16 protein-coding genes and 1 pseudogene are annotated in these 21367 nt (G+C 57.3%); 8 read left to right on the forward strand and 9 right to left on the reverse strand.

The features are described from left to right. Positions 1-77 precede the first annotated feature (77 nt). Positions 78-890, forward strand: coding sequence for a dolichyl-phosphate beta-glucosyltransferase (locus FTW19_RS12265; protein ID WP_147647895.1), 813 nt, complete (start codon positions 78-80; stop codon positions 888-890). Positions 891-966: 76 nt separating this feature from the next. Here FTW19_RS12265 and FTW19_RS12270 read toward each other — a convergent pair whose 3' ends face one another. From FTW19_RS12270 to FTW19_RS12290, 5 genes are all read right to left on the reverse strand, one after another. Beyond that, a complete protein-coding gene (locus FTW19_RS12270) occupies positions 967-1875 on the reverse strand; it encodes a class I SAM-dependent methyltransferase (RefSeq protein ID WP_246153709.1) in 909 nt (302 codons plus the stop codon). A 112-nt stretch (positions 1876-1987) separates the two neighbouring features. Beyond that, a complete protein-coding gene (gene ccsA / locus FTW19_RS12275) occupies positions 1988-2680 on the reverse strand; it encodes a cytochrome c biogenesis protein CcsA (protein WP_147647896.1) in 693 nt (230 codons plus the stop codon). Positions 2681-2763: 83 nt separating this feature from the next. After that, complete coding sequence (locus FTW19_RS12280; protein ID WP_147647897.1) at positions 2764-3444, reverse strand: heme exporter protein CcmB; 681 nt, start codon at positions 3442-3444, stop codon at positions 2764-2766. A 2-nt stretch (positions 3445-3446) separates the two neighbouring features. Continuing rightward, positions 3447-3944 (reverse strand): Cys-tRNA(Pro) deacylase, encoded by a 498-nt coding sequence (gene ybaK, locus FTW19_RS12285; RefSeq protein WP_246153710.1) that lies wholly within the window; start codon positions 3942-3944, stop codon positions 3447-3449. A gap of 8 nt (positions 3945-3952) precedes the next feature. Further along, positions 3953-4627, reverse strand: coding sequence for an ABC transporter ATP-binding protein (locus tag FTW19_RS12290; protein ID WP_147647899.1), 675 nt, complete (start codon positions 4625-4627; stop codon positions 3953-3955). A gap of 19 nt (positions 4628-4646) precedes the next feature. Between FTW19_RS12290 and FTW19_RS12295 the strand changes: the two genes are divergently transcribed. Next, complete coding sequence (locus FTW19_RS12295) at positions 4647-6155, forward strand: M20/M25/M40 family metallo-hydrolase (RefSeq protein ID WP_246153711.1); 1509 nt, start codon at positions 4647-4649, stop codon at positions 6153-6155. 76 nt (positions 6156-6231) lie between these two features. Here FTW19_RS12295 and FTW19_RS12300 read toward each other — a convergent pair whose 3' ends face one another. From FTW19_RS12300 to FTW19_RS12315, 4 genes are all read right to left on the reverse strand, one after another. After that, positions 6232-6984, reverse strand: coding sequence for an SDR family NAD(P)-dependent oxidoreductase (locus tag FTW19_RS12300; RefSeq protein WP_147647900.1), 753 nt, complete (start codon positions 6982-6984; stop codon positions 6232-6234). Between the two features lie 164 nt (positions 6985-7148). Then, positions 7149-8471 carry a TolC family protein gene (locus FTW19_RS12305; RefSeq protein ID WP_147647901.1) on the reverse strand — a complete coding sequence of 441 codons (1323 nt, stop codon included), beginning with the start codon at positions 8469-8471 and terminating at the stop codon, positions 7149-7151. Beyond that, positions 8471-11656 carry an efflux RND transporter permease subunit gene (locus tag FTW19_RS12310; protein WP_147647902.1) on the reverse strand — a complete coding sequence of 1062 codons (3186 nt, stop codon included), beginning with the start codon at positions 11654-11656 and terminating at the stop codon, positions 8471-8473. Before FTW19_RS12310 ends, FTW19_RS12305 begins: the two co-directional genes overlap by 1 nt. A 3-nt stretch (positions 11657-11659) precedes the next feature. Beyond that, positions 11660-12763, reverse strand: coding sequence for an efflux RND transporter periplasmic adaptor subunit (locus FTW19_RS12315; protein WP_187143447.1), 1104 nt, complete (start codon positions 12761-12763; stop codon positions 11660-11662). A 941-nt stretch (positions 12764-13704) separates the two neighbouring features. Between FTW19_RS12315 and FTW19_RS12320 the strand changes: the two genes are divergently transcribed. From FTW19_RS12320 to FTW19_RS12340, 6 genes and pseudogenes are all read left to right on the forward strand, one after another. Then, a complete protein-coding gene (locus FTW19_RS12320) occupies positions 13705-17319 on the forward strand; it encodes a carboxypeptidase regulatory-like domain-containing protein (protein WP_147647904.1) in 3615 nt (1204 codons plus the stop codon). 576 nt (positions 17320-17895) lie between these two features. After that, complete coding sequence (locus FTW19_RS12325) at positions 17896-18336, forward strand: winged helix-turn-helix domain-containing protein (protein ID WP_147647905.1); 441 nt, start codon at positions 17896-17898, stop codon at positions 18334-18336. A 738-nt stretch (positions 18337-19074) separates the two neighbouring features. Beyond that, a complete protein-coding gene (locus FTW19_RS12330; protein ID WP_187143448.1) occupies positions 19075-19659 on the forward strand; it encodes an RNA polymerase sigma factor in 585 nt (194 codons plus the stop codon). 86 nt (positions 19660-19745) lie between these two features. Then, positions 19746-19829, forward strand: a pseudogene (locus FTW19_RS26455) (zf-HC2 domain-containing protein); the annotation flags it as partial. Positions 19830-20006: 177 nt separating this feature from the next. Next, the gene (locus FTW19_RS26120) at positions 20007-20417 is read left to right on the forward strand and encodes a hypothetical protein (protein ID WP_246153712.1); all 411 of its coding nucleotides are present in this window, start codon (positions 20007-20009) and stop codon (positions 20415-20417) included. Positions 20418-20457: 40 nt separating this feature from the next. Beyond that, positions 20458-21297 carry a hypothetical protein gene (locus tag FTW19_RS12340; RefSeq protein ID WP_147647908.1) on the forward strand — a complete coding sequence of 280 codons (840 nt, stop codon included), beginning with the start codon at positions 20458-20460 and terminating at the stop codon, positions 21295-21297. Positions 21298-21367 lie beyond the last annotated feature (70 nt).

Here is a 21367-nt window from a genome sequence, read left to right on the forward strand (position 1 = left end):
GCATATCGCGCTCGTCTAAAGGAAGAGTATGATAAGCGGCGACAAACCCTTATCATTATCCTTGCGAAAGCCCGGCTATGCAGCACCCGAAGATCAGTATCGTCATTCCCGCGTTCAACGAGCAGGCGCGTATTGAAAGAACCCTGGACCGCGTCCTGAGTTGCGTGAGCGACCGGGGATGGGATGCTGAGGTGCTGGTCGTCGACGACGGCTCTACCGACCACACGCCCGCCATCATTAAGCGGTGGATGGAGCACCATCCAGGTCTCAAGCTCATCCATAATCGCGGCAACCGGGGGAAGGGCTACAGCGTCCGCAACGGACTGTTGCAGGCTGCCGGCGAGATAGTGATGTTTACCGATGCCGACCTGTCGGCCCCGATGGAAGAGGCGGAACGGCTGTTCGCCGCCCTGGATTCCGGCGCCGATGTGGCCATCGGTTCGCGCTGGCTGGAGCGCCAACGGCAGACCATCCATCAGCCGCTGTACCGGCGTTTCTTTGGACGCTGCTTCAATGCCATGACGCGCCTGGTGATGGGACTTCCGTACAAGGACACCCAGTGCGGCTTCAAGGCCTTTCGCCGCAGCGCTGCACAGGTCATCTTCCGGCTGCAGCGCATCGAACGCTGGGGCTTCGATCCGGAGATCCTTTTCATCGCCCGCAAGCTCCGTTACGTCGTCCGCGAGGTTCCGGTGACCTGGGGCCACGATGAGCGGTCGCAGATGAGCTACCTGAAAGACGGGGCCAAGATGCTGGAGGAACTGGCGATCATCCGCTGGAACTCGCTGGTTGGCCGGTACGACAAAGACATCGCTGCCATGAAAGACACCAGCGGCATGGTGACACCACAGGTGGAGCGTCCAGTGCCGGTCGAAGCTGTACGGCGGTAAGTTTTCTTTTCAAAACGGGGACGTCGACGGGTTCGGCGTGACCGGGCAACGAGAGTATGGGCTGTCCGACCTTGTCCTACTCCGCGAAACGGCAGCAGCTGATCCAGCACGTTGTTGGCTGGGTGAGCAGACCGTTATCGCAGAATCGATGAAAGAACTCCTCCAGCGCATCGATAAACGCCGCATGGCGCGGGTCGCCGGGCAAGGGAGCCATGGAGTACGACATCGCCTGGCCGGTCAGGGCCTCCAACGTGAGTTGTTGCTCGCCGGCAATCGCCGTCTGGCGAACCTCTCCTCCGGGGAATAGCGTCTCCAACCTGTCATGCACGCGATAGCCGTCGCGGACGTAGCGGTAATCGGTTCCATGCGTGGTGAGCAGCGACTCAAAGGCCTGCGAGAGAGGTGAGTCATTCTTCGATCGCCCAATGCTGACCATCGCTACCCAGTGCCCGGGCTTGAGGATGCGCTGAAACTCCGGAAGCGCCCGCGCGTGATCGAACCAGTGAAAGGCTCTGCCTGCTGTTATCAGATCGACGGAGTGGTCAGGGAGCGTTGTCGCTTCGGCCGTGGCGTCGATAAGGGTGAGGTTCGGATGCCTGCCGCACTGATCCGCGCAGGCAGCCCGCATCTCGGCGTTCGGCTCGATGGCGATGGTGGGATTGCCGTTGTCGAGGAACAGCTCCGTCAGCATGCCAGTGCCGGCGCCGATATCGGCGACCGTATCGCCGGAGGTCAGGCCGATCCACTCACGCAAAATACGCATGACCTCGGATGCGGGATAGCTGAGCCGGTACTGTTGATAGGCGGCAGCGCGGCCTGTGAAGCGTTCGGTATGGCCCATGGCCGCCTCGAAGTGACTAGCGTCTGTAAATTGTTCCGTACGGCCCATGGCCGCCTCGAAGTGAGTACCGTCTGTAAATTGTTCCGTACGGCCCATGGCCGCCTCGAAGTGAGTACCGTCTGTAAATTGTTCCGTACGGCCCATGGCCGATTAGGTGTTAACGGGTTTTTCGCCAGCGATTCAGGGCAAAGAGAAAGTAAGCCGCCTGGATTCCCAGGACAAACGCATAGGCAAGGACAAGGTGACGATGCGCCATCTAGATAGCCTCCTGCAGTTCTGCCAGACGCTCCCGGCGGGCACTGATGAGCCGGAAGCCGATCATGATGCAGCCCCAGAGAAACCAGCCGGCGAGGTTCCAAAGGAAGGCTGGGTACATGGACTTATCCAGGCCTGCACCGTCACCTCCACCGAAGACGGGGGAGGGATGCTGGGTGCGGAACCAGCGGATGGAGTAGTAGACGATCGGGACATCCACGGCTGCGAAGACTGAGAGAACGGATGCGAGGGTTGAGGTCTGGCCCGGAGGCGAGAAACGGCGCAGCAGCAGGTAGCTGACGTAAAGCAGCCACAATAGAAGAAAGGTGGTCAGGCGTTCATCCCACGTCCACCAGATACCCCAGGCGACGCGTCCCCACAGGGAGCCAGTGACCAGGCCGATGGTGCAATAGACCGTCGTAATCTCGGCTCCGGCAAGAGCAAGCGCATCCCAGGCCGCGGCCTTGATCTCGTCCTTACGACGGAAGTAGAGATAGCCGAGCGCGCCGATCAGGTTTATGTATGGAAAGCAGAGCGCGGAGATGGCCGAAGGCACGTGGTAGTAAAAGATGCGGTAGACCTCTCCCTGCTGGGCGTCGACAGGGGCAACCATCGCCTTCTGAAAGCCGATGATCAGGATGAGAATCGTCGCGAGGAAGAGTGCGATTCCGGATGCTTTTTTCAGGCCTTGCACGGTGTCATCAGTGTATCAACGCAAACCCACGCGATTCAGTCTCAGCCCGCATTGTGTGCGTTAAGCGAACAGCTTCTTTGACCTTATTCCGCTGAAAGAATGGTCTCGAACAGCAGCAAGGATACGGTGGTATAAACCGTGTCGTAGATGCCCAGGATGCGCAGGCCGGACTGCGGCTCTGTCTCTCCCGTCAGGATTCCTGTAGCAGCCGAGATCATGGCCAGCAGGGCGGGCAGGGCGATGGGGAAGAGAATCAGTGGCAGCAGGAGCTCGCGGCTGCGGGCACGCAGGCCGAGCGCGGCAAAGAAAGTGCCGTTTACGACGATGGCCCAGGTTCCCAGGGGGAGCAATGCAAGCAGCATGCTTGATTGTCCTAAAATGTGTAGATTGAAAAAGATAAAGAATATTGGTGCAAGTATTACTTCTACTATTGTGACGAACAGGAAGTTCGCCAGTGCCTTGCCGAGGAAGAGAGCGGATGGGGGAGAGGGCGACATCCGCTGAGCGTCGAGGACGCCGTTCCGCATCTCGCGTGACCAGGACTGATTCAGCGCCGTGGTGGAGGCAAAGAGCAGTCCCACCCAAAGCAGACCGCCGGCAATCTGCCGGGCGAGGGTCGGCTGCGAGGTGGGATCGAAGGCGAGCGAGAAGACGACGACAATCAGCAGCGTGAAGAAGAGCATGCCCATCAGGGCATCGCGCGAGCGGAACTCGAGGCGAAGCTCCTTTTCCAGGTGCAACCAGACGGTGCGGAGATAGTTCATGCCTATTGCACCGGCGCTTTCGTGAGGTCGACGACCTCGGCTCCGGAGGCGCGCAGGTAGTCCGCTGGTGACATCAGGAGCTGCATGCCACGTTGTCCGGCGGAGACGGAGATGCGGTCCCAGAGCTCGAGCGTCTCGTCGGCGAAGGCACGGAAGGCTTTCTTTGCGCCCATCACAGTGACACCGCCGCGGATATAGCCGGTGAGCGGTTCTACGTCTTTGAGCGACGCCAGCTCAGCCTTCTTTTCGCCGGCAGCGGCCGCGAGCTTCTTCAGGTCGAGTTCGGCATCGCCGGGCACGACGGCAAAGACGTATTCGCCGGAGTGCAGGCGGGAGAGCAGTGTCTTGTAGACCTGCTCGATCGGCATCTCGATCTTCTTCGCGACGGAGATGGCTGTGAGGTCATTGGGGTCAACCTCGTAGGTACGGATCTCATAGGAGATGCCGAGCTGGTCGAGGATGCGCGCCGCATTGGTCTTGGATACGTTTACTTTAGACACGTGCGAGCTCATTGCTTCTGGGTGGCCTCCATCGAGACAAACTCGCCGGCCTGGATACGCAGAACATGGTCGGCCAGTGGCATGGCCAGCTCCGCCTGATGCGTGGTGAGAACGATGGTGCGGGCATGGCCGTTGGCCAGCGGCCAGGTGCGGAAGTCTTTTAGCAGGTCGAGCATCTGGGCAACAGAATGGACATCCAGGTTTGAGAAGGGCTCGTCGAGTAAGAGCATCTCGGGGTCGGCGGAGAGAACTCGCGCCAGCGAGACCCGCTGCCGCATCCCCTGTGAGTACTGGCTGACGGGCTTATTAAGGTGCGGATCGAGACCGACTGCTCGCAGCGCCATCTCGGGGGAGCCGCTACACGCGCACTCTCCCGAACCCTTGCGCAGGCCTGAGTAGTAGGTCAGGTTTTCCATGGCGGTCAGCTCGTCGTAGAGCATGGTGGCATGGCTCATGTAGGCGACGCGGCGTTGCTGCTTGTTGGCCGGCCCGTCAAGGACAGTTAGTCCGCCTCGGGTCGGCAGCGAGAGCCCGGCGAGCATACGCAACAGAGTGGATTTACCGGCTCCGTTTTCGCCGAGAACAAGATAGACGGCGCCCGCCTCAAGCGTGACCGAGAGGTTCTTCAGGGCGGCGAAGCGGCCATAGAGTTTGGTGACGTTGGTGAGGACGGCAGCTTGCATGCGCTACGGAAGAGTATAGGTGTTTCGGCGAAGGGATGCCCGCCTGACGGTTACGATGATCCTGATAGGTACGATGATGCTGAGAGGATGCACGATGAAGACAGCGGCGGCAGGAATAGTGCTGGGAGTAGTGTGTGCGGTGAGCGTGCCGGCGCAATCAGGCAGGAACGCCGGAAATGGTGAGGTGGCCGAAGCTCGGGCGATCTTCAAACAACTGATCGAGATCAACACGACGGACTCTGTTGGCAGTGTGACCGCGGCAGCGGAGGCCATGCGGCAGAGACTGCTGGATGCCGGTTTTCCCGCCGCGGACCTGAAGCTGCTTGGACCCAACGACCGCAAGATGAACCTGGTGGCGCGCTATCGCGGCAAGCAGGGATCGACGCTGAAGCCGATGCTGGTGATCTGTCACCTGGATGTGGTGGAGGCGAACCGTTCCGACTGGTCGACCGATCCGTTTGTCTTTACGGAGAAGGATGGTTACTTCTACGGGCGCGGGACCTATGACGTCAAAGACGGAGACGCCGCAGCCATCGAGGCTTTTCTGCGCATGAAACGCGATGGCTTTGTGCCCAGCCGCGACATCATTCTGGCGCTGACCGCCGATGAAGAAGGCGGCGCCTCGAACGGTGTGGGCTGGCTGATGCAGCATCATCCGGAGGAGATGCAGGCAGAGTTCGTCATCAATCCCGATGGCGGTGGCATGACGACTGTGAATGGCAAGCCATACTCGCTCAATGTTGAGGCGACGGAGAAGACCTATGCCGACTACGTGCTGACGGCAACCTCTCCCGGAGGCCACTCCTCGGAGCCGATGCCAGGAAACGCGATCTATCGTTTGGTGGCGGCCCTTGCGAAGGTGGAGAAGTATCAGTTCCCATTCGAGCTGAATGAGGTAACGCGAGCGCAGTTTGCTGCGCTGGCAAAGCTGGATGGCGGACGTCCTGGTGCTGACCGGATTGCCGTCCTGAAGACTCCTCCAGACCCGGGTGCGTTGAAACGGCTGAACGAGAATCCTGAGATCTATCCCGCGCTGCACACCACCTGTGTGGCGACCATGATCCAGGGAGGACATGCGCCCAATGCTTTGCCGAATAAGGTACAGGCGAATGTGAACTGCCGCATTCTTCCCGGACATACGCAGGAGCAGGTGCGGGAGGAACTGGTCCGTGTGATTGGAGACGGCGAGGTGAAGGTGGCTTATAAGAGCGATGGAGGCCGCGTGAGCGACACCGCACCCAATCGCACCAGTGCAGCGCCTCCTCCTCCGCTACCGGCAGTCTTCGATCCGCTTAAGCAGGTCGTCGAGCAGATGTGGCCGGGACTGGTGATTGTGCCATCGATGGAGTTCGGTGCGACTGACTCTATCTACACCATGGCTGCGGGTATGCCGAGTTATGGTATCTCCGGCATGGGAATGGATCGCGACGAGAACCGTGCGCACGGGAAGGATGAGCGGATCAAGGTCTCGGATTTCGACGCGGGGTGCGAGTTCTTCTATCGCTATCTGAAAGCGGTCGCGAAGTAGCTTCGGAGTGTGCTCGGGCTGCGGTCAATCAATGACCGCAGCCTGACCAGCAACAAAGCATGGTGAGACAGGTAGATTAGATACCTGCGCCGCCGCCGACTTTGATGATTTCGCCGGTGATCCAGCGGGCATCTTCAGAGACAAGGAAGGCGGTCGGAAGGGCAATGTCTTCCGGCTGACCGGCACGTCCAAGCGGAGTGATGGAGATGAAGAACTCTTCCTGTGGGGAGCCGGTAACTCCAACCTTCTCGGTGCCTTCCGTGACGACATAGCCGGGGTTGATGGCGTTGACACGGATCTTCTTCGGCGCGAGCTCCTTCGCGAGCACCTTGGTGATGGTGTCGACCGCGCCCTTGGTTCCGCTGTAGATGCTGGTTGTCGGTGGTGCGAAGGTGCTGGCAATGGAACTGATGTTCACTACGCTGCCGCCTTCGGCTGGGAAGTGCTTAACCGCCTCACGCGTGGCCTGCAGAAGGCCAAGAACATTGGTGTTGTACTGGCGGGCATACTCTTCGGCGGTGATGTCTTCAAGGGGGACGAACGAATAAACGCCGGCGTTGTTGATAAGAATATCGACTTTGCCATACGCCTTTTTCGCTTCCTCGAAGAGCGTTACGGTTTGGTTGTTGTCCGCAACCGAGCCGCCGATGGCGACGGCATTTCCGCCGGCAGCTTTAATCTCGGCGACTACCTTATCCGCGCCTTCTTTCGAGGAAGCGTAGTTGACGACGACGCTGGCGCCGTCCTTCGCGAGCTGTTTCGCAATGGCGGCGCCAATGCCTTTGCTGGCTCCGGTAACGACGGCAACCTTATTCGATAGCTTTCCCATAAATTCCTCCGGGTCGAATGTTGTGGAAGTATTTCGACGGCCATCTAATTGATGTCGCACAGGGGAAGAGGATTCATAAGGATGTGCAGTAATCAGGATTTAATAGAAGATTCGCTGATCGCGCAGGTTGAAAACACTGCGCGATCAGCGGGTTAAGGATTGTTCTATGGAGTGATGCGGCCGGCAGCGTAGTCCAGCGAGCGCAGGGAAAGCAGGTAGTCAAACCGTGCATTCACCGCTGAAACCGCAGCCTGTGTGCTTTGGAGTTGAGCCTGGCTGAGTTCGACAATCGAGCTCAATCCCAGTTTGTAACGGGTTTCCGCCAGGCTCAGAGCCTGTGCCGTCTGATCCCGGAAGGCGTCGGCCACCTGTATCTTTCGGAACGCGGTCTGTGCGCTCAACGTGGCGGTTCGCACATCTCTGGTGATGTTGTTGGAGAGATCGGTTGCTGCTTTCTCCTGTGCCTGGGCGCGAAGCCGGGCCTCTTTGGCTTCCGCGCTGATGCGGAAGCCGGTAAAGATGGGCAGACTCAGGTTGACTCCCGCTCCGGCATACCAGTTCTCTGGGAAGACCGTTCCATCCGGGCGTACTGGAGTGACTCCGCCAACAGCGAGTGCGGAGATGGTCGGAAGGTTCTGTCTCGCCTGTGCGGTGGCGAACTTTTCTTCTGCCTGCGTGTTGAGTTGAGCGGCACGGAGATCCGGCCGCTGCATGATCGCCTCTTTCTCGATGGCATCGCTTCCTTCGGGTGGCAACGGGACGTCTCCGCGATCCTCTATCGCCTTGTAGAAGGTCGAGGAAGACTCGCCCAGCAGTGCAGCAAGAGCTGCACTGGCCTGTTGCACTTCGATTTCGGCATCCAGCTGCAGCAGCTCTGCCTGGGACAAATTCGCTGCAGCTGTATTAAGGTCAAGCTCGCTCTTCAGCTTGCTGGCAGCCAGCGCTTTGGTGAGGTCGCGTGCACTGCGGCGTGCAGCGACGGCTTGCTTCGCTACATCAAGCAGGCTCTGCGCGGTTAGAAGCTTATAGAAGGTCTCATCCGTCGCATAGACTACGTCCTGCTGTGTCGCAAGTGCATTCTGTTGCTCTGCCTTGGCTCGCAGCCGGGCCGATGCAAGCAGGTTGGAGGTGTGCCCAAAGTCGGTGAGCAATTGGCTTAGAGTGCCACCTGCCCCGGCATGGGTATACAGCCGGGACGAGTTCAGTTGGCCAGCGCCGATGCGTGTACCGTCTTCCGCCTGTACGGCGGTCATGTTGCCAGCGATCTGCGGCAGCTCTGCCGACCGCTGCCGCACAACCTCTTGCCCTTCAGCAAGAGCAAGTAATCGCCCGGCGGCGATGCGCGGGTTCTGTTTGACGGCAGTCGTCTCTGCCTGACTGCGTGTGATGGTGATAGAAGCTGCTGCCGTCACCGGTGTGGAGTTTTGCTGAGCGATTGCGGAAAGTGAGACTAGTCCCGCGAGGATGAAGGAACGTGCGATGTACATTAAGCCACCTCCGCAGTACGCCGCTTTTCGATACGGCGATGGATGAGCAGGTAAGCGCACGGCACCAGAAACACCGTCACGACACCCGAGACCGTAAGGCCTCCCAGAATCGCGCGGGCCAGCGGCGCATACTGCTCGCTTCCTGCCTCCAGTGCAAGCGCCATGGGAATTAGGCCAAGCACCGTTGCCATGGTGGTCATCAGAATCGGTCTGAGTCTGACCTTGCAGGCGGTTACGATCGCATCTTCCAGTGCGTACCCGTCTTTCCTGAGCTGGCCGACGAACTCGACGATCAGAATGCTGTCTGAAACGACGATGCCGGTCATCATCAGCACGCCCATCAGGCTCATGATGTTGAGCGTGGTGTGCGTGACTAGCAGGAAGAGGATTACGCCGGAGATGCCGGGAGGAATCGCCAGCAGGATGATGAAGGGATCCACGAATGACGCGAACTGCGCCATCAGAATCAGGAATACAAGAATCACCGACAGAATCAATCCGATGCCAAAGCTGGTAAAGGACTGCTTCATGCTGACGACCGATCCGCGTATTGTGATCCGGGTGCCTTTGGGAAGCTTCAGATTGTTTACGACGGCGTCGATTTGTTTGCCGACATCGACGAGGTTTTCTTTGGTTGGCATCACGTAGATGTCGAAGACCGGCCGAAGCTGATAGTGATCAACCTCTGTCGGCGTGTTGATGTTGTGAATGTCAGCTACCGTTTGCAGGGGTGTTGTGCTCTTGCCATCGGCAGAGCGTAGCGGGATCTGCTTCAGGTCTTCCAGGGTCTGGATCTGCTTCTCCGGATACTGCACGGTCAACATGTAATTGTTGCCACTCTTCGGATCGATCCAGAAGCTTGGGGCTACCTGTCCGTTCGAGGTCAGAGCTGTAATCACATTGTTGACGACGGTGTGCGGCGTAAGGCCGAGCAGCGCCGCACGTTGACGGTCGACATCGAGCGAGAGGCCGGGATAGTCGACATCCTGAGGAATCAGTACGTCGTTGACGCCGTGGATCGCACGAAGTTTTCGGGCTGTATTCTGCGCAAGCTCATATCCACCGGTCAGGTCTTTGGTGCTGACCTGAATATCGAAGGGAGCTGGAAGCCCTTGGTTGACAACAGAGTCCACCAGGCCACCGGCCTGAAAGTAGGTCTGGACCTCAGGCAGGTCAGTGGCCAGCTTTTCCCGAACCCGCTGCATGTAGTCGTAACTGCTTCGTTTGTGTTCCTCTTTGAGGCTCACCTGGACGAAGGCTGTGTGCATGCCGGAGTTCGAGGTGTAGATGGCTGAGAGATCGGGTGTTACCCCGATGTTAGAGACGATCATGTTCAAGTCGTCTTCTTTAACCACTTGCCGGATATCCTCCTCGACTCTGGCGACGAACTGGTCCGTGAGCTCCAGGCGTGTACCGGTAGGCGCCTTCATCGTGATGACGAACTGCCCTGGGTCTGTTCGTGGAAAATAGGCTCGGCCCAGGAACGGAAACAGTCCAAGGCTAATCAATACGAAGAGCGAGAAGACGGCGACAACCTTGCCGGGTGTTTCCAGACAACGTTTGATAGCAGCATCGTAGTGTGCCTGCAGCCAGCCGAACATGCGGTTGAAGCGGTGAACGATGTGGGAGAACAGGTCTTTCTTGCGCGGTCCTTCCGGCATATGTTCCGGAGCGGGATCGTCGGGTAAGGCCTGCTCGTGTGGCTGGTCATGGGAGGTGTGTTTGATAAACCGCGAGCAGAACAGCGGTACGACGGTCATTGCGACGAAGTAAGAACAGAACAGGGCAATGACGACCGCGAGCGCCAGCGCGGAGAACAAATATTTGCTGACGCCGGTGAGCAATACGACCGGGAAGAAGACGATGGCCGTACTACAGGTGGCCGCAAGGACCGCCAGCTGCACTTCGCGTCCTCCATCTTCTGATGCGGCTACCGCGGCCTGCCCCATCTCAAAGTGGCGGAAGATGTTTTCCAGTACGACAACCGAGTTATCGATCAGTCGCGAGAGCGCCAGAGCGATACCGCCCAGCACCATGGTGTTGATGGAACTGCCGGTAAAGTTGAGGATCAGGAAGGTGGCCAGGCACGAGATCGGGATCGACAGCATGACCGCGATCGTTGCTCGAAAGTCCCCGAGGAATAGCAGGATCATGATGCCCGTCAACGCAAGGCCAATCAGACCTTCACTGATGACGTTCTTAACCGCGGTTTTGACGAAGACGGACTGATCAAAGACGACCGCGGTCTTCAGTTGCGGAGGGATATCGATCAGATGCTTTACCGCATCACGAACGCCGTTGACGATCGTGATCGTGTTGGAGTTGCCGCCCTGCTTCAACACCGGCACATATACAGACTTCTGCCCGTCGACGCGGACAATGTTTGTCTGCAATTGGCCGGCGTCAACGGCATGTCCGATATCGCCCACCAGCAGCGAGGCATTCCCGGCGGTGCGTAGCGGGATGGCGTTCACATCGTCAGGGTTCGGCACCTGACTGTTGGCGTAGATGTTGTAGTCTTTCGGTCCAATACGGACATCGCCGGCGGGAAGAATCAGATTGGACTCATTCACCGCTTGAACGACGTCCATCACACTCATCTGCGCCGCTTGCAGCTTCTGCGGATCAACGTAGATCTGGATCTGGCGGTAGCGTCCTCCATAGGGCTGAGGTACGGAGGCGCCGGGAACATTTGCAACCTGGTTCCGGACCGTGAACTGAGCGGTATCTTTGAGTTGCGTTTCGTTCAGACCTTCGCCTTTCAACGTGATCAGACATACGGGCAGGTTGGAGGCATCGAAGCTGAGTACGACGGGCGGCAACGTTCCCGGAGGAAGGCGCCGCAGATTTGCCATCGCCAGGTTGCTGATGTTGCTGACCGCGGCATTGGCATCTGTTCCGGGTTGAAAGTAGATCTTGATCAGGCTGACGCCCGACATGGAGCGCGACTCGATATGGTCAATGTTGCTGCCCAATGTGAAGAAACGCTCGTAGCTATTGGTAATGTCTGACTCGATCTGCTGCGGCGGCATGCCCGAATAAAACGTGGCGACAACAACCACCGGAATCTTGACCGCGGGAAACAGATCGACAGGCATGCCGAAGATGGCGGCCGCGCCGACAACCACGACCATCAGGCAGGCCATCAGGACAAAGAAGGGGTATTTGATTGCAAATCCTGACATGGATTAGCGCCCTCCTTCTGCCTGTTCCTTGTAGTCCACAAGGTCCATATGGGCTGGTACCGCATGAACAGCTTGTCCTGCCTGCAACGCCGATTGGCCTCCGACGATGACCTGGTCTCCGGGATTCAGTCCGGCGGTGATCTCCTGCGTATTGGCGCTGGCGATGCCAAGCGTGACGTTTCGTGACTGGGCATGGCCGGTCTGATCCACCACCCAGACGATGGTGTGGTCGCCGTGAAGAACGGCGGCTGCCGGAATCACCAGGGCGTTGTCCTTATGCTGAAGCTGGAAGCTCGTATTGGCATACATTCCTGGAGTTAGAGAGAGATCGGGATTTTTGACGTCAACCTCGGTCAGCATGGTCCGCGTCGTGTCGGATACATTGCGCGTATAGCGGACGACCTTGCCGGTAAAGGTTTTCCCTGTGGCCGGCACACGGACTTTGACCTCAGATCCCTCTTTGACCAGAGGAACGTTTTCTTCCGGGATTGGCAGACGAAGGCGCAGCAGATCGCTCTGTGCGAGCCGAACGACTGGCTGGGCATTCGCGCTGTTGCTGGTGCCAGCCGGAATCAAAGATCCGGTGTCGGCATAACGCATAGTAACGACGCCGTTGAATGGCGCGGTGATGGAGGCATAACCAGCCATCGTATGAACCCGCTGCAAGTCAGCTTTGGAGATACCGAGAGCTTCTTCTCCGGCCTTTGTCGCAGATTTTGCAGCATCTACCTGAGCCGCAGCCGCGAGATCATGTGCTTCTGCGTCATCGAGCTCCTGCGCGGCAATTAGACCGGGCTGTTGTTCGGCGGCCGCCTTCAGTCGCTGATAGTTGGCATGGCTGGCGGCGTAGTTTGCTTCCGCGCGAGCAATTTCATTCTTCAGGCGGGCGATATCGGACTGGCTTCGCGCCACACCTGCATCGGCGCCGAGAACCTGCGCCTGCAGTTCCGGTACTTCGAGGGTTGCCAGGACCTGCCCCTGATGCACGCGGTCTCCGATGTCGACGTTGATCTGGCGGATATAGCCGGAGACCTTGCCATGCAGATCGACCTCCTGGAAGGGCTGAAACACCGCCGCGACCTGCAGCTCGCGAGAGATAGGTTGCATTGCAGCGGGGGCCGTGGACACGCTGAGGATCGATGGAGATGGAGAAGCCTCCGATTTGCTGTTACATCCGGACAAAGCCGAACAGGCAAACGGGATCAGGCACGCCGCATACAAAGCGGGCGAAAGCCGCAACGGGACTTGCATAGAGAAGCCTCATTTCCTGGTTTCAAGACAACGGATCATGCCGCCGCCATGAAACAGCGACAGCTAAGCGCTGGCGGAAATCAGGCTTGGAGGAGGTCGGAAGAAAAGGGAAGGTGTTTTTCGAAGCGGAATCACCGCCGGTGGCGGCTCTTCCTGACGAACTGGGGAGACAGAGAGAGGTTCAGAGAGGGTCAACTGTGGATCGAGAAACTGAACTACTACCGCCGATTCGCAGGACACTGTGGCGTCGAGATTCTGCTTTGCACTCTCACTGGCGCGGGTACAAAGTTTTGCCTCCGGTGTCTGACGCTGAATTGCCTGGCTCTTATAGAGAGAACACTTATACAGCGTTCCCCAGGCTAGTACACAGCAACCAACCGCCACCAGAAAGATGGCCGTCATGAATCCAAAGTTGCGAACTCCGGACGTAGCTTTATCTTGCACCGCCACTAGTATAGTCCATCTACCGAAACGACTCTGATGTCCTTCGGAGACGGATGAGCTCTCGTTTGCCCCCAGTAGAAAGCTGCGCTGTAGCCGTCGGCGGCAGCATCAGCGAATTTGAAACGTGATGGCCACCTCGACAGGGCCAGGTCGTATCTCTAGTGTTTCCAAACAGAAGCGAGCTTATCAGGGCGTTTTCGTGTCAGCAGAATTGAACACGATTTTGTTTTTCTGTTGACATCGGATTGTCCCTGACATAGTTTGACCATACGCCACTGAAACGATCATTTCATTGGCGAAATGAAATCAAATTGACTCGGTTTTGCCATTCGTCCCCTCGGAGGCACTCCACGATGGACTCACGTAGACACGTTCTGGCCGTGTTTATCCTTTTCCTGTTCGGGTTGTTTGGAGCAGGGCGCAGCTTCGCACAAGTAGATCAGGGTTCGGTCGCGGGAATCATTCGTGATCCGCAGAACTCGGTCATCGCCGGTGCCAAGGTCAAGCTGATCAACAAAGAAACCAATCTGACGCTGACTCGTTCAACGGATCGGTCGGGTGCGTACAACTTCACGCCGATCAAGATCGGAACCTACTCTCTGACGATCGAGGCGCCCGGATTTGCCTCGGAGACGCATGACAATATCAAGGTCAGCGTGAGTCAGACGGTCGGTCTGAACCTGATCCTCAAACCCGGCAGCACCTCTGAAACCATCACGGTGACGGCGGAGACGGAGCTGCAGGCGCAGGAGGCATCGACCGGTCAGGTCTTCTCCTCGCAGGTGATCAATGACATGCCTCTGGACGGCCGGAACTACGTCTTTGCGGCGCAGTTGACCACCGGCGCATCTGCTCCGAACCAGGGCTTCCGTCAGGTGGCAGGTGCGGGCGACTTCACTTCGAACGGCAACCGCGTCTCGCAAAACAACTTCATCCTGGATGGCGTCGATAACAACTCCAACATGCAGGACTTCCTCAACGGAGCGACCTATGCGGTGCGGCCTCCGGCGGATGCGCTCGCCGAGTTCAAGGTAGCCAGCAGCGACTACAGCGCTGAACTGGGCCGCGGGACGGGCGCAGCGATCAATGCCTCCATCAAATCCGGCGCCAATCAGTTCCACGGTTCGCTGTGGGAGTACCTGCGCAACGATCGCATGAATGCGCTGGACTACTTCGCCACCAGCCGGACCTCCTATCACTTCAACCAGTTTGGAGCGACCTTAGGCGGCCCGATCTGGAAGGACAAGCTGTTCTTCTTCGCTGACGCGCAGGGAACTCTGATCAATGCCTACAATCCGGCGGTCCCGAATATGACGGTGCCTACCGCACGCCAACGCGTGGGCGATTTCAGTGAGTTGCTCGACGCGAACAATACAGCCGGCCGCGGTGTTGTCCATCTCTATCAGCCCGGTGGAACAGCGACTGCGACCATCGGTGGCCCTGCGATCCCGGGAGCAGATCCGCGCTATCTCTCCTGTAATGGCGCACAGAATGTTATCTGTTCCAGTCAGCTCAATCCGGTCGCGTTGAAGGTGCTGAGCCTGTACCCATTGCCGAATGCGGCCAACACGCATCAGGCCTTCAACAACTACACCGCACCTGCGACCGCGGTAACGAACAACACTACGCAGTATGACGTCCGTATCGACTACAACTTCTCGTCGAAGGACCAGATGTTCGGCCGTTACAGCTACTCGAACAATCCAACGAATTACGCGCCTCTGCTGGGCATTCTGGATGGCGGCAGTTTTGGTACGACAGGGCAGAACTCGAACTACGGCAAGAGTGGTGTCTTGTCCGAAACTCACTTCTTCAATCCGACACTCTCGAATGAGTTCCGCGTGGGCTTCAACTGGCTGTCCGCGGGCTACCTGGGACCAAATGCGGCGAACCCGGGATTTGCGGCAAGTCTGGGATACGGCGGTATTCCGACGGGTAAGAATCTCGGGGGTCTTCCTCAGACGAACTTTGGCGACTCGCGGAGCGGCAACGACGCGGCGACGCAGCTCGGCACCACCGGCTATCTGCCCTCCAGCGAGGTGCAGAATGTGTTGCAGATCATCGACAATGTCAACAAGACGCTCGGCAAGCACACCTTCAAGACCGGCATCAACTTCCAGCATGTACGCTTCTACGGACTGCAGCCGCCCAATGGTATTGGCTACCAGAACTTCAACGGCACCTACACGCTGAATCCGGCGGACAAGGTCAATATCAGCGGTTCGGGTCTGGCCGACTTCCTGTTGAACTCCATGAATAACTCCGGTCTCAGCACGGTCGCACCTTCCACCGATCTGCGCTGGTACTATTCGGCTTTCCTGCAGGACGATTGGCGGATCTCGCCGCGCCTGACCCTCAACCTCGGCGTTCGCTGGGAATATGCGCAGCCCATCCGCGAGCTGAATAACAAACAGGCTAACTTCTTCGGCACCTATGCGGGCATGAACCAGGGCACAGGCACACTGCTGATTCCGCAGAGCCAGTCGGGTTATCCGATCTCGTCGACGCTGGCCACCACTCTTGCCGCAAATCACATCAACGTGCAGTACACCACCAACAACTACCTGGTGCAGCCGAAGCAGTACAACTTCGCCCCGCGCGTGGGCTTTGCCTACATGGTCGATCCGCAGACGGTGCTCCGCGGCGGCTTCGGTATCTTCTATGGTGGCCTGGAGAACATCGGCCTGGGGTTGAACCTGGGCTACAACGCTCCGTTCTTCGTGAACTCGAGCTTTATCCCAACACCTTCGCAATGCTACAACCTCAATGGCTCGGTGACATGCCCCACCAACGGCCAGACACTTGAGACGGGCTTTGGCGCGGCGGCTACCAGTCCCGCGGCGCTGGCTGCGGCCTCCGGTATTGGAACCATCTATGCGCAGGACCAGAATGCGAAGAGCGCGTATAACCTCGCCTATAACCTGTCGTTGCAACATGCGTTCAGCTCCACACTGAGCTTCACGCTGAGCTATCAGGCCAACCGCAGCCGTCATCTTCGGATGAGCTATAACGCCAATACTTATGCGGGCTATGTTCCCAGCGGACAGAACGGGCAGAACTACGCTCCGTTTCATGATTTCTCCATCGTGAATGTCTCGAATGGGGGAATCGGCGCCTACGATTCGTTGCAGGCCAAGGTTGAGAAGAAGTTTGGCGCCGGCTTGTACTTCCTTGCCGGCTACACCATGGCGCACTGCCTCGACGACTCCTTTGGTCCCATCGGGCAGTCGGCTTACGGTGGTTACCGCAATCCAAATCTGTTGGGATTCAAGTACGACTACGGCTCCTGCACGCAGGATGTCCGCAACCGTTTGACCTTCACTGGCCAATATGAACTTCCGTTCGGCCATGGCAAAGCGTTCCTCAATCGCAATGCCGTGGTGGACAAGGTGGCCGGCGGCTGGAAGACAAGTGTGACCTTCCAGGCGCAGAGCGGCAACCCGGTGTTTATTACTTCCTCAAACCAGGGCTCGAGCTATCCGTACCAGATCGCCGATCCGTTTGCTGTGGGTGCGCCACTGGGTATGGACGCGAACGGCCTTTCGCTCAGCCCAACGCAGCCGCAGTTCCATTGCGCAACGCAGACCCGTACACGGACGCAGTGGTTCAACCCCTGCTCGTTCATCAATCCTCCGCAGGTGGTCAGCTCTGGAGCCAGTGCGGCGAATAACACCATCAACGCTTCTGCTGCAGGTCTGCTTCCTTCAGGCCCGCGCGGCCGCGTGGGGGTATACGGCCCAGGCTTCAACCGGACCGATCTCTCCCTCTTCAAGAACTTTCATATCCCGTATCACGAGAGCAGCCTGCAGCTCCGTGCTGATGCTTTCAATCTGCTCAACACGCCTAGCTTCGGCAATCCGGGCACCAGCCTCACAGGTACCTCAGGTCAATCCATTACCAGCACGCGCTTCTCCGGGATTCTGTCAGATGCGCGTGTGATCCAGGTGGGCGCTCGCTTCGCCTTCTAGAGCTTTTCTCCTGTTGCTGGGTATCCCGTGAGGGGCGTGCAGCGGCGTTTTCCTTGGGGAAAACGCCCATAGATGCACGAGCCCTGCACTACACCTACAGGAGAAATGCTCTAACTCCGTATATGACGGAAGCTGTTTCGGTGGCTATCACCGCCGAAGCAGCTTCTTCGTCACCCGGGTATCTAGAGCATTTTTCCTGTTGCTGGGTATCCCGGTAGGGGAGTGCAGCGGCGTTTTCATTGCGAAAACCCCATAGATGCGGAAGCCCTACGCTACAGCTACAGGAAAAATGCTCTCTTCATTTGTTAATTCATGAAACGATCAGTCCATCGTTGGCACTATCTCTACGAGGTATCCGACTTTGGAGAACAAGCAAAATTGCTATCAACCGGGGCATCCCAGTTACGAGTTGCCGAAGGGCAACTTGGATTTACTCAGCAGCCTCACTGATGTAGAAGCCGGCAGCCAAGCGGCGAGGACGCTGCGATGCGAAGCTCTGTTTCAGGGCGTCGGAGAGTACTGCATCCAGCGTGAGCAGAATCTGTCGAAAAAGAGAACGTCGAAAGCAATGTCGCTATGACACGTTCTTACCGCTTTGGTCCATTCATCTTCGATCGATCGTTAAACTGTCTCACGAGGTCAGGCAAAGATGTTCTGCTGACCAAACGGCAGTTCCATACGCTTGGGGTTCTTCTGGATGCAGGAGGCGATGTAGTCGGCCCTGAGGTTTTTTTTGAGAAGGTTTGGGTCGGTACCTCGGTCGAGAAGTCCAGCCTTACTCAAACAATCTTCATGCTTCGCCGGATACTCGGTCGATTGCCGAATGGTGAAAGCTATATCGAAACCGTACCGAAACAAGGCTATCGCATCTCGAAGGGTGCGACAGCGCAAGTCTTAGTGATGCCCTCCCCATCAGGCCAGAACAGGAAAGAATTCAACTGGTATCTTCCGGGCAGCGCTATCCTGGTGGGCTGGTGTCAGATTATTACTTCATTTGTCTGGCGCTTGATCATGTAAGGATCAAGCGCTGCTTGCTCCCGGAACAGCCGAGGCATCTCTGCCATCGCGACGGCGTCGGAAAGTGTGATTGTGCTGGCAGCTCTGTCGGGCCGAGGTAGCATCCGCTGCCGAGCATGAAAAGCAAAAAAGTAATTTTCTTACATGGAAATGAAACGGTCGACGCCTGGATAACACTATAACTCTGTAAGCACAGAACGAGTTTCAACCAGGTACCTATCTGCTGAATGCTCCAACCGCCTGGGGGGCTTTCCAGAGGGACCTCTCGATTGCTTCTATTGTTTGACTTCTGGTTCTCCCTGGTTCCAACCGTTGGCTTGCCAGCGGCTGAAGGACGTCCTTCCTCGATTGGTTGACGTTCTCCGGCGTGGCAAGCCTGTTGGAAGGTATGCGATCCGATGGCATAGGAGATGCCCATCATTCGATTTTTCGAAGGAGCGAAACCATGTGCTGCCACCAAAAACGAAGCGTCCCGAAGGGCGCGTCCAGTGATTCGGCTGGAGTATATCTGCCTTCTATAAGTCAACCGGTTGATCGTCGCTATGCCGTTCCGATGCTGCGGTGCCGTCTGTACAGGGCTGCAAAATGAATTCGGCTCTGAAGTCTGATTCAACTGCCTTGCCTGAAATGTCGACTGTTCGTCCTCATATAGTTACTCGTGACCGCAGGACGCGACTCCGGCCGTCCAGCCCGATGCTATACTTGGCTTCTTCCAGGACGACGACAACGGAGCCGACGTTGGAATTCCACGCATTCAATGCGCAATATATTGAAAACCTGCGCAAAGGGGACATCCCTACGCAGAACCATTTTGTTGCGTACTTTAGCGCCCTGATTCACATTAAGCTGCGTTCCAGGCTGCAGTCGCCTCAAGCGATAGAAGACGTGCGGCAGGAGACTTTTGCACGCGTGCTGGCAATGCTAGGCAAAGAAACGCCACTGCGCCGTCCGGAGGCGTTGGGCGCGTTCGTAAACTCCGTCTGCAACAACGTGTTACTGGAACACTACCGGTCGAAGACACGTACCCAATCACTGGACGAATTCGATCGACCGGAGCTTCCCGCGCTGGACACAGACATCGTTGGCCAACTGGCGGCCGGCCAACTAAAGAATAAGGTGAGTGAAATTCTGCTGGGTATGCCCAGTAAGGACAGGATGCTACTGAAAGCGGTCTTTCTCGAGGAGAAAGACCGGGATGAAGTTTGCAAAGAGTTTGGAGTAGATCGCGAGTATCTGCGTGTTCTGCTCTTCAGGGCCAAGAAGGAATTCAAGACCGAGTATTTAAAACGGGCCAGGTTTGGATCTTATGTGCAACGAGCATGAAACGGACCAGAGGCTCGATGCACCACCTGATAGGACGTGCCGTCTGAGGGAACATTTCCATGGATCATAACGAAGCAAAACTAAAGATGGCGTCAGAACGATACCTCATTGGCGAGCTTGCACCTGAAGAGCTAGATGCCTTTGAGGAACACATGTTCAGCTGTCCTGAGTGTGCATCGGACGTGGGTGCCGCGGATACCTTTATACGAGAGGCTAAGGAGCAGTTGGTCAATTTTCCTGAGGCACTCCCAAAGCCGGCTGCAGCTGAATCGGCGCCAGCGGAACCTGGGAAATTCCGCTGGTTCTCTTTATTCAAACCCTCATTTGCGGCGCCCGTATTTGCAGGCTTGCTGGGAGTAATCGCCTATCAAAACCTGTCTGTCATTCCGAGACTGCGATCTGCAGCAACAGGTCCCCGAATCATTCCCTCCTTTGCCAGCCTGCACGTAGGCGCGCGTGGTGGTGATGCTATCTCCATCCTTGCGGACCGGGAGCAAGGGGCAATGGTGCTGGTTCAGCTTCCGCAAAGCGGATCGTACTCGTCCTATGTCTTCGACTTCTACGATTCGACCGGCAGGCAGTTGTGGTCCAGGACGGCTCCAGCTCCCGGCCCGGCGAGCGAGGGAACCCTCTCGCTGGCGATTTCTCCCATCGGTCTGCAATCGGGTTCGTATACACTTGCCGTCTCGGGAATTTCCGCTGCTGGGCAACGCGCCGAGATCCACCGGCAGACTCTCGACATTCACCTCGGGCCCTAGAGTCTCCCCTATTCCGACAAAAAGGATCTCGCGAACTGCCATGTCAGAAGTGAATCAGAGAACTCACACATATCATGCAGAAGCAACGGCGCTTAGTGGCAGCATTATTCAGCCTCTGAAGCACAAGTTCTATCAGCAGGCTTACTCAAAACTAAGTGATCACGGCGGTTATCTTTCGCAACGATCCGAGCTGTTCCGTGTGGAAGAGGTTCTCTCTTACAGGGCGGCCTATACACAGGTCGGCGGTCAGCTTGATCCCAAAGAAGGCCTTGGATGGAGCACGCTGACAACCTCTGTTGTTGAGGGGTTGAATATTCTGGATGTGTTGACAGCTGACCGGGTTGTCGCTCAGCTGTCGACCGTGCATCCGCTTACAGGCTATGTTCCAAGCATTAGTTTTCTTGGAACGCGCTTTGAGAACCTGCGCATTGCCGGCCACAAGGTCGAGCTACGGTTGGATCTGGATCTTTTTGGCAACAAGCCTGCTGGAGATCGTCCTTACATCGGCGATCCCGGGGTAGACGAACGTATAAGCCGTCAACATAAGGCTATTCGTGAGTGCGACAACCTGCCACATGCGATCTCCGCGAGATATATGGCTCAACCCGTTGGCGAAAAGGGAGCCACATCCGTGTACGGCTCATTGAGCACGGAAGTAGGAGGGTCTTATCCGGGGCGCACATTTGGTCACATGATCGATATACCGAACTTTGGCCGGATCTATCTGGCAACCTTCCGTCTTGAGCACTCGGACTTCGAAAAGGGAATTCCGAAGAAGACACTTCTGAACCTCAAGATGATTGAAGTTCAGATGGGATGCATTGCTTCCGGAGATGTAGACGTATCCGATTCGATTGTGAACGGCGCAACAGTGCCATAGGTCATTTCCAGTCGAACTCCGAAGGCTTGCGACATGATGGCGGATAGGAAGATTCGGTTGCCAAAATGGA

This window comes from Terriglobus albidus (assembly GCF_008000815.1).
Lineage (GTDB): Bacteria > Acidobacteriota > Terriglobia > Terriglobales > Acidobacteriaceae > Terriglobus > Terriglobus albidus_A.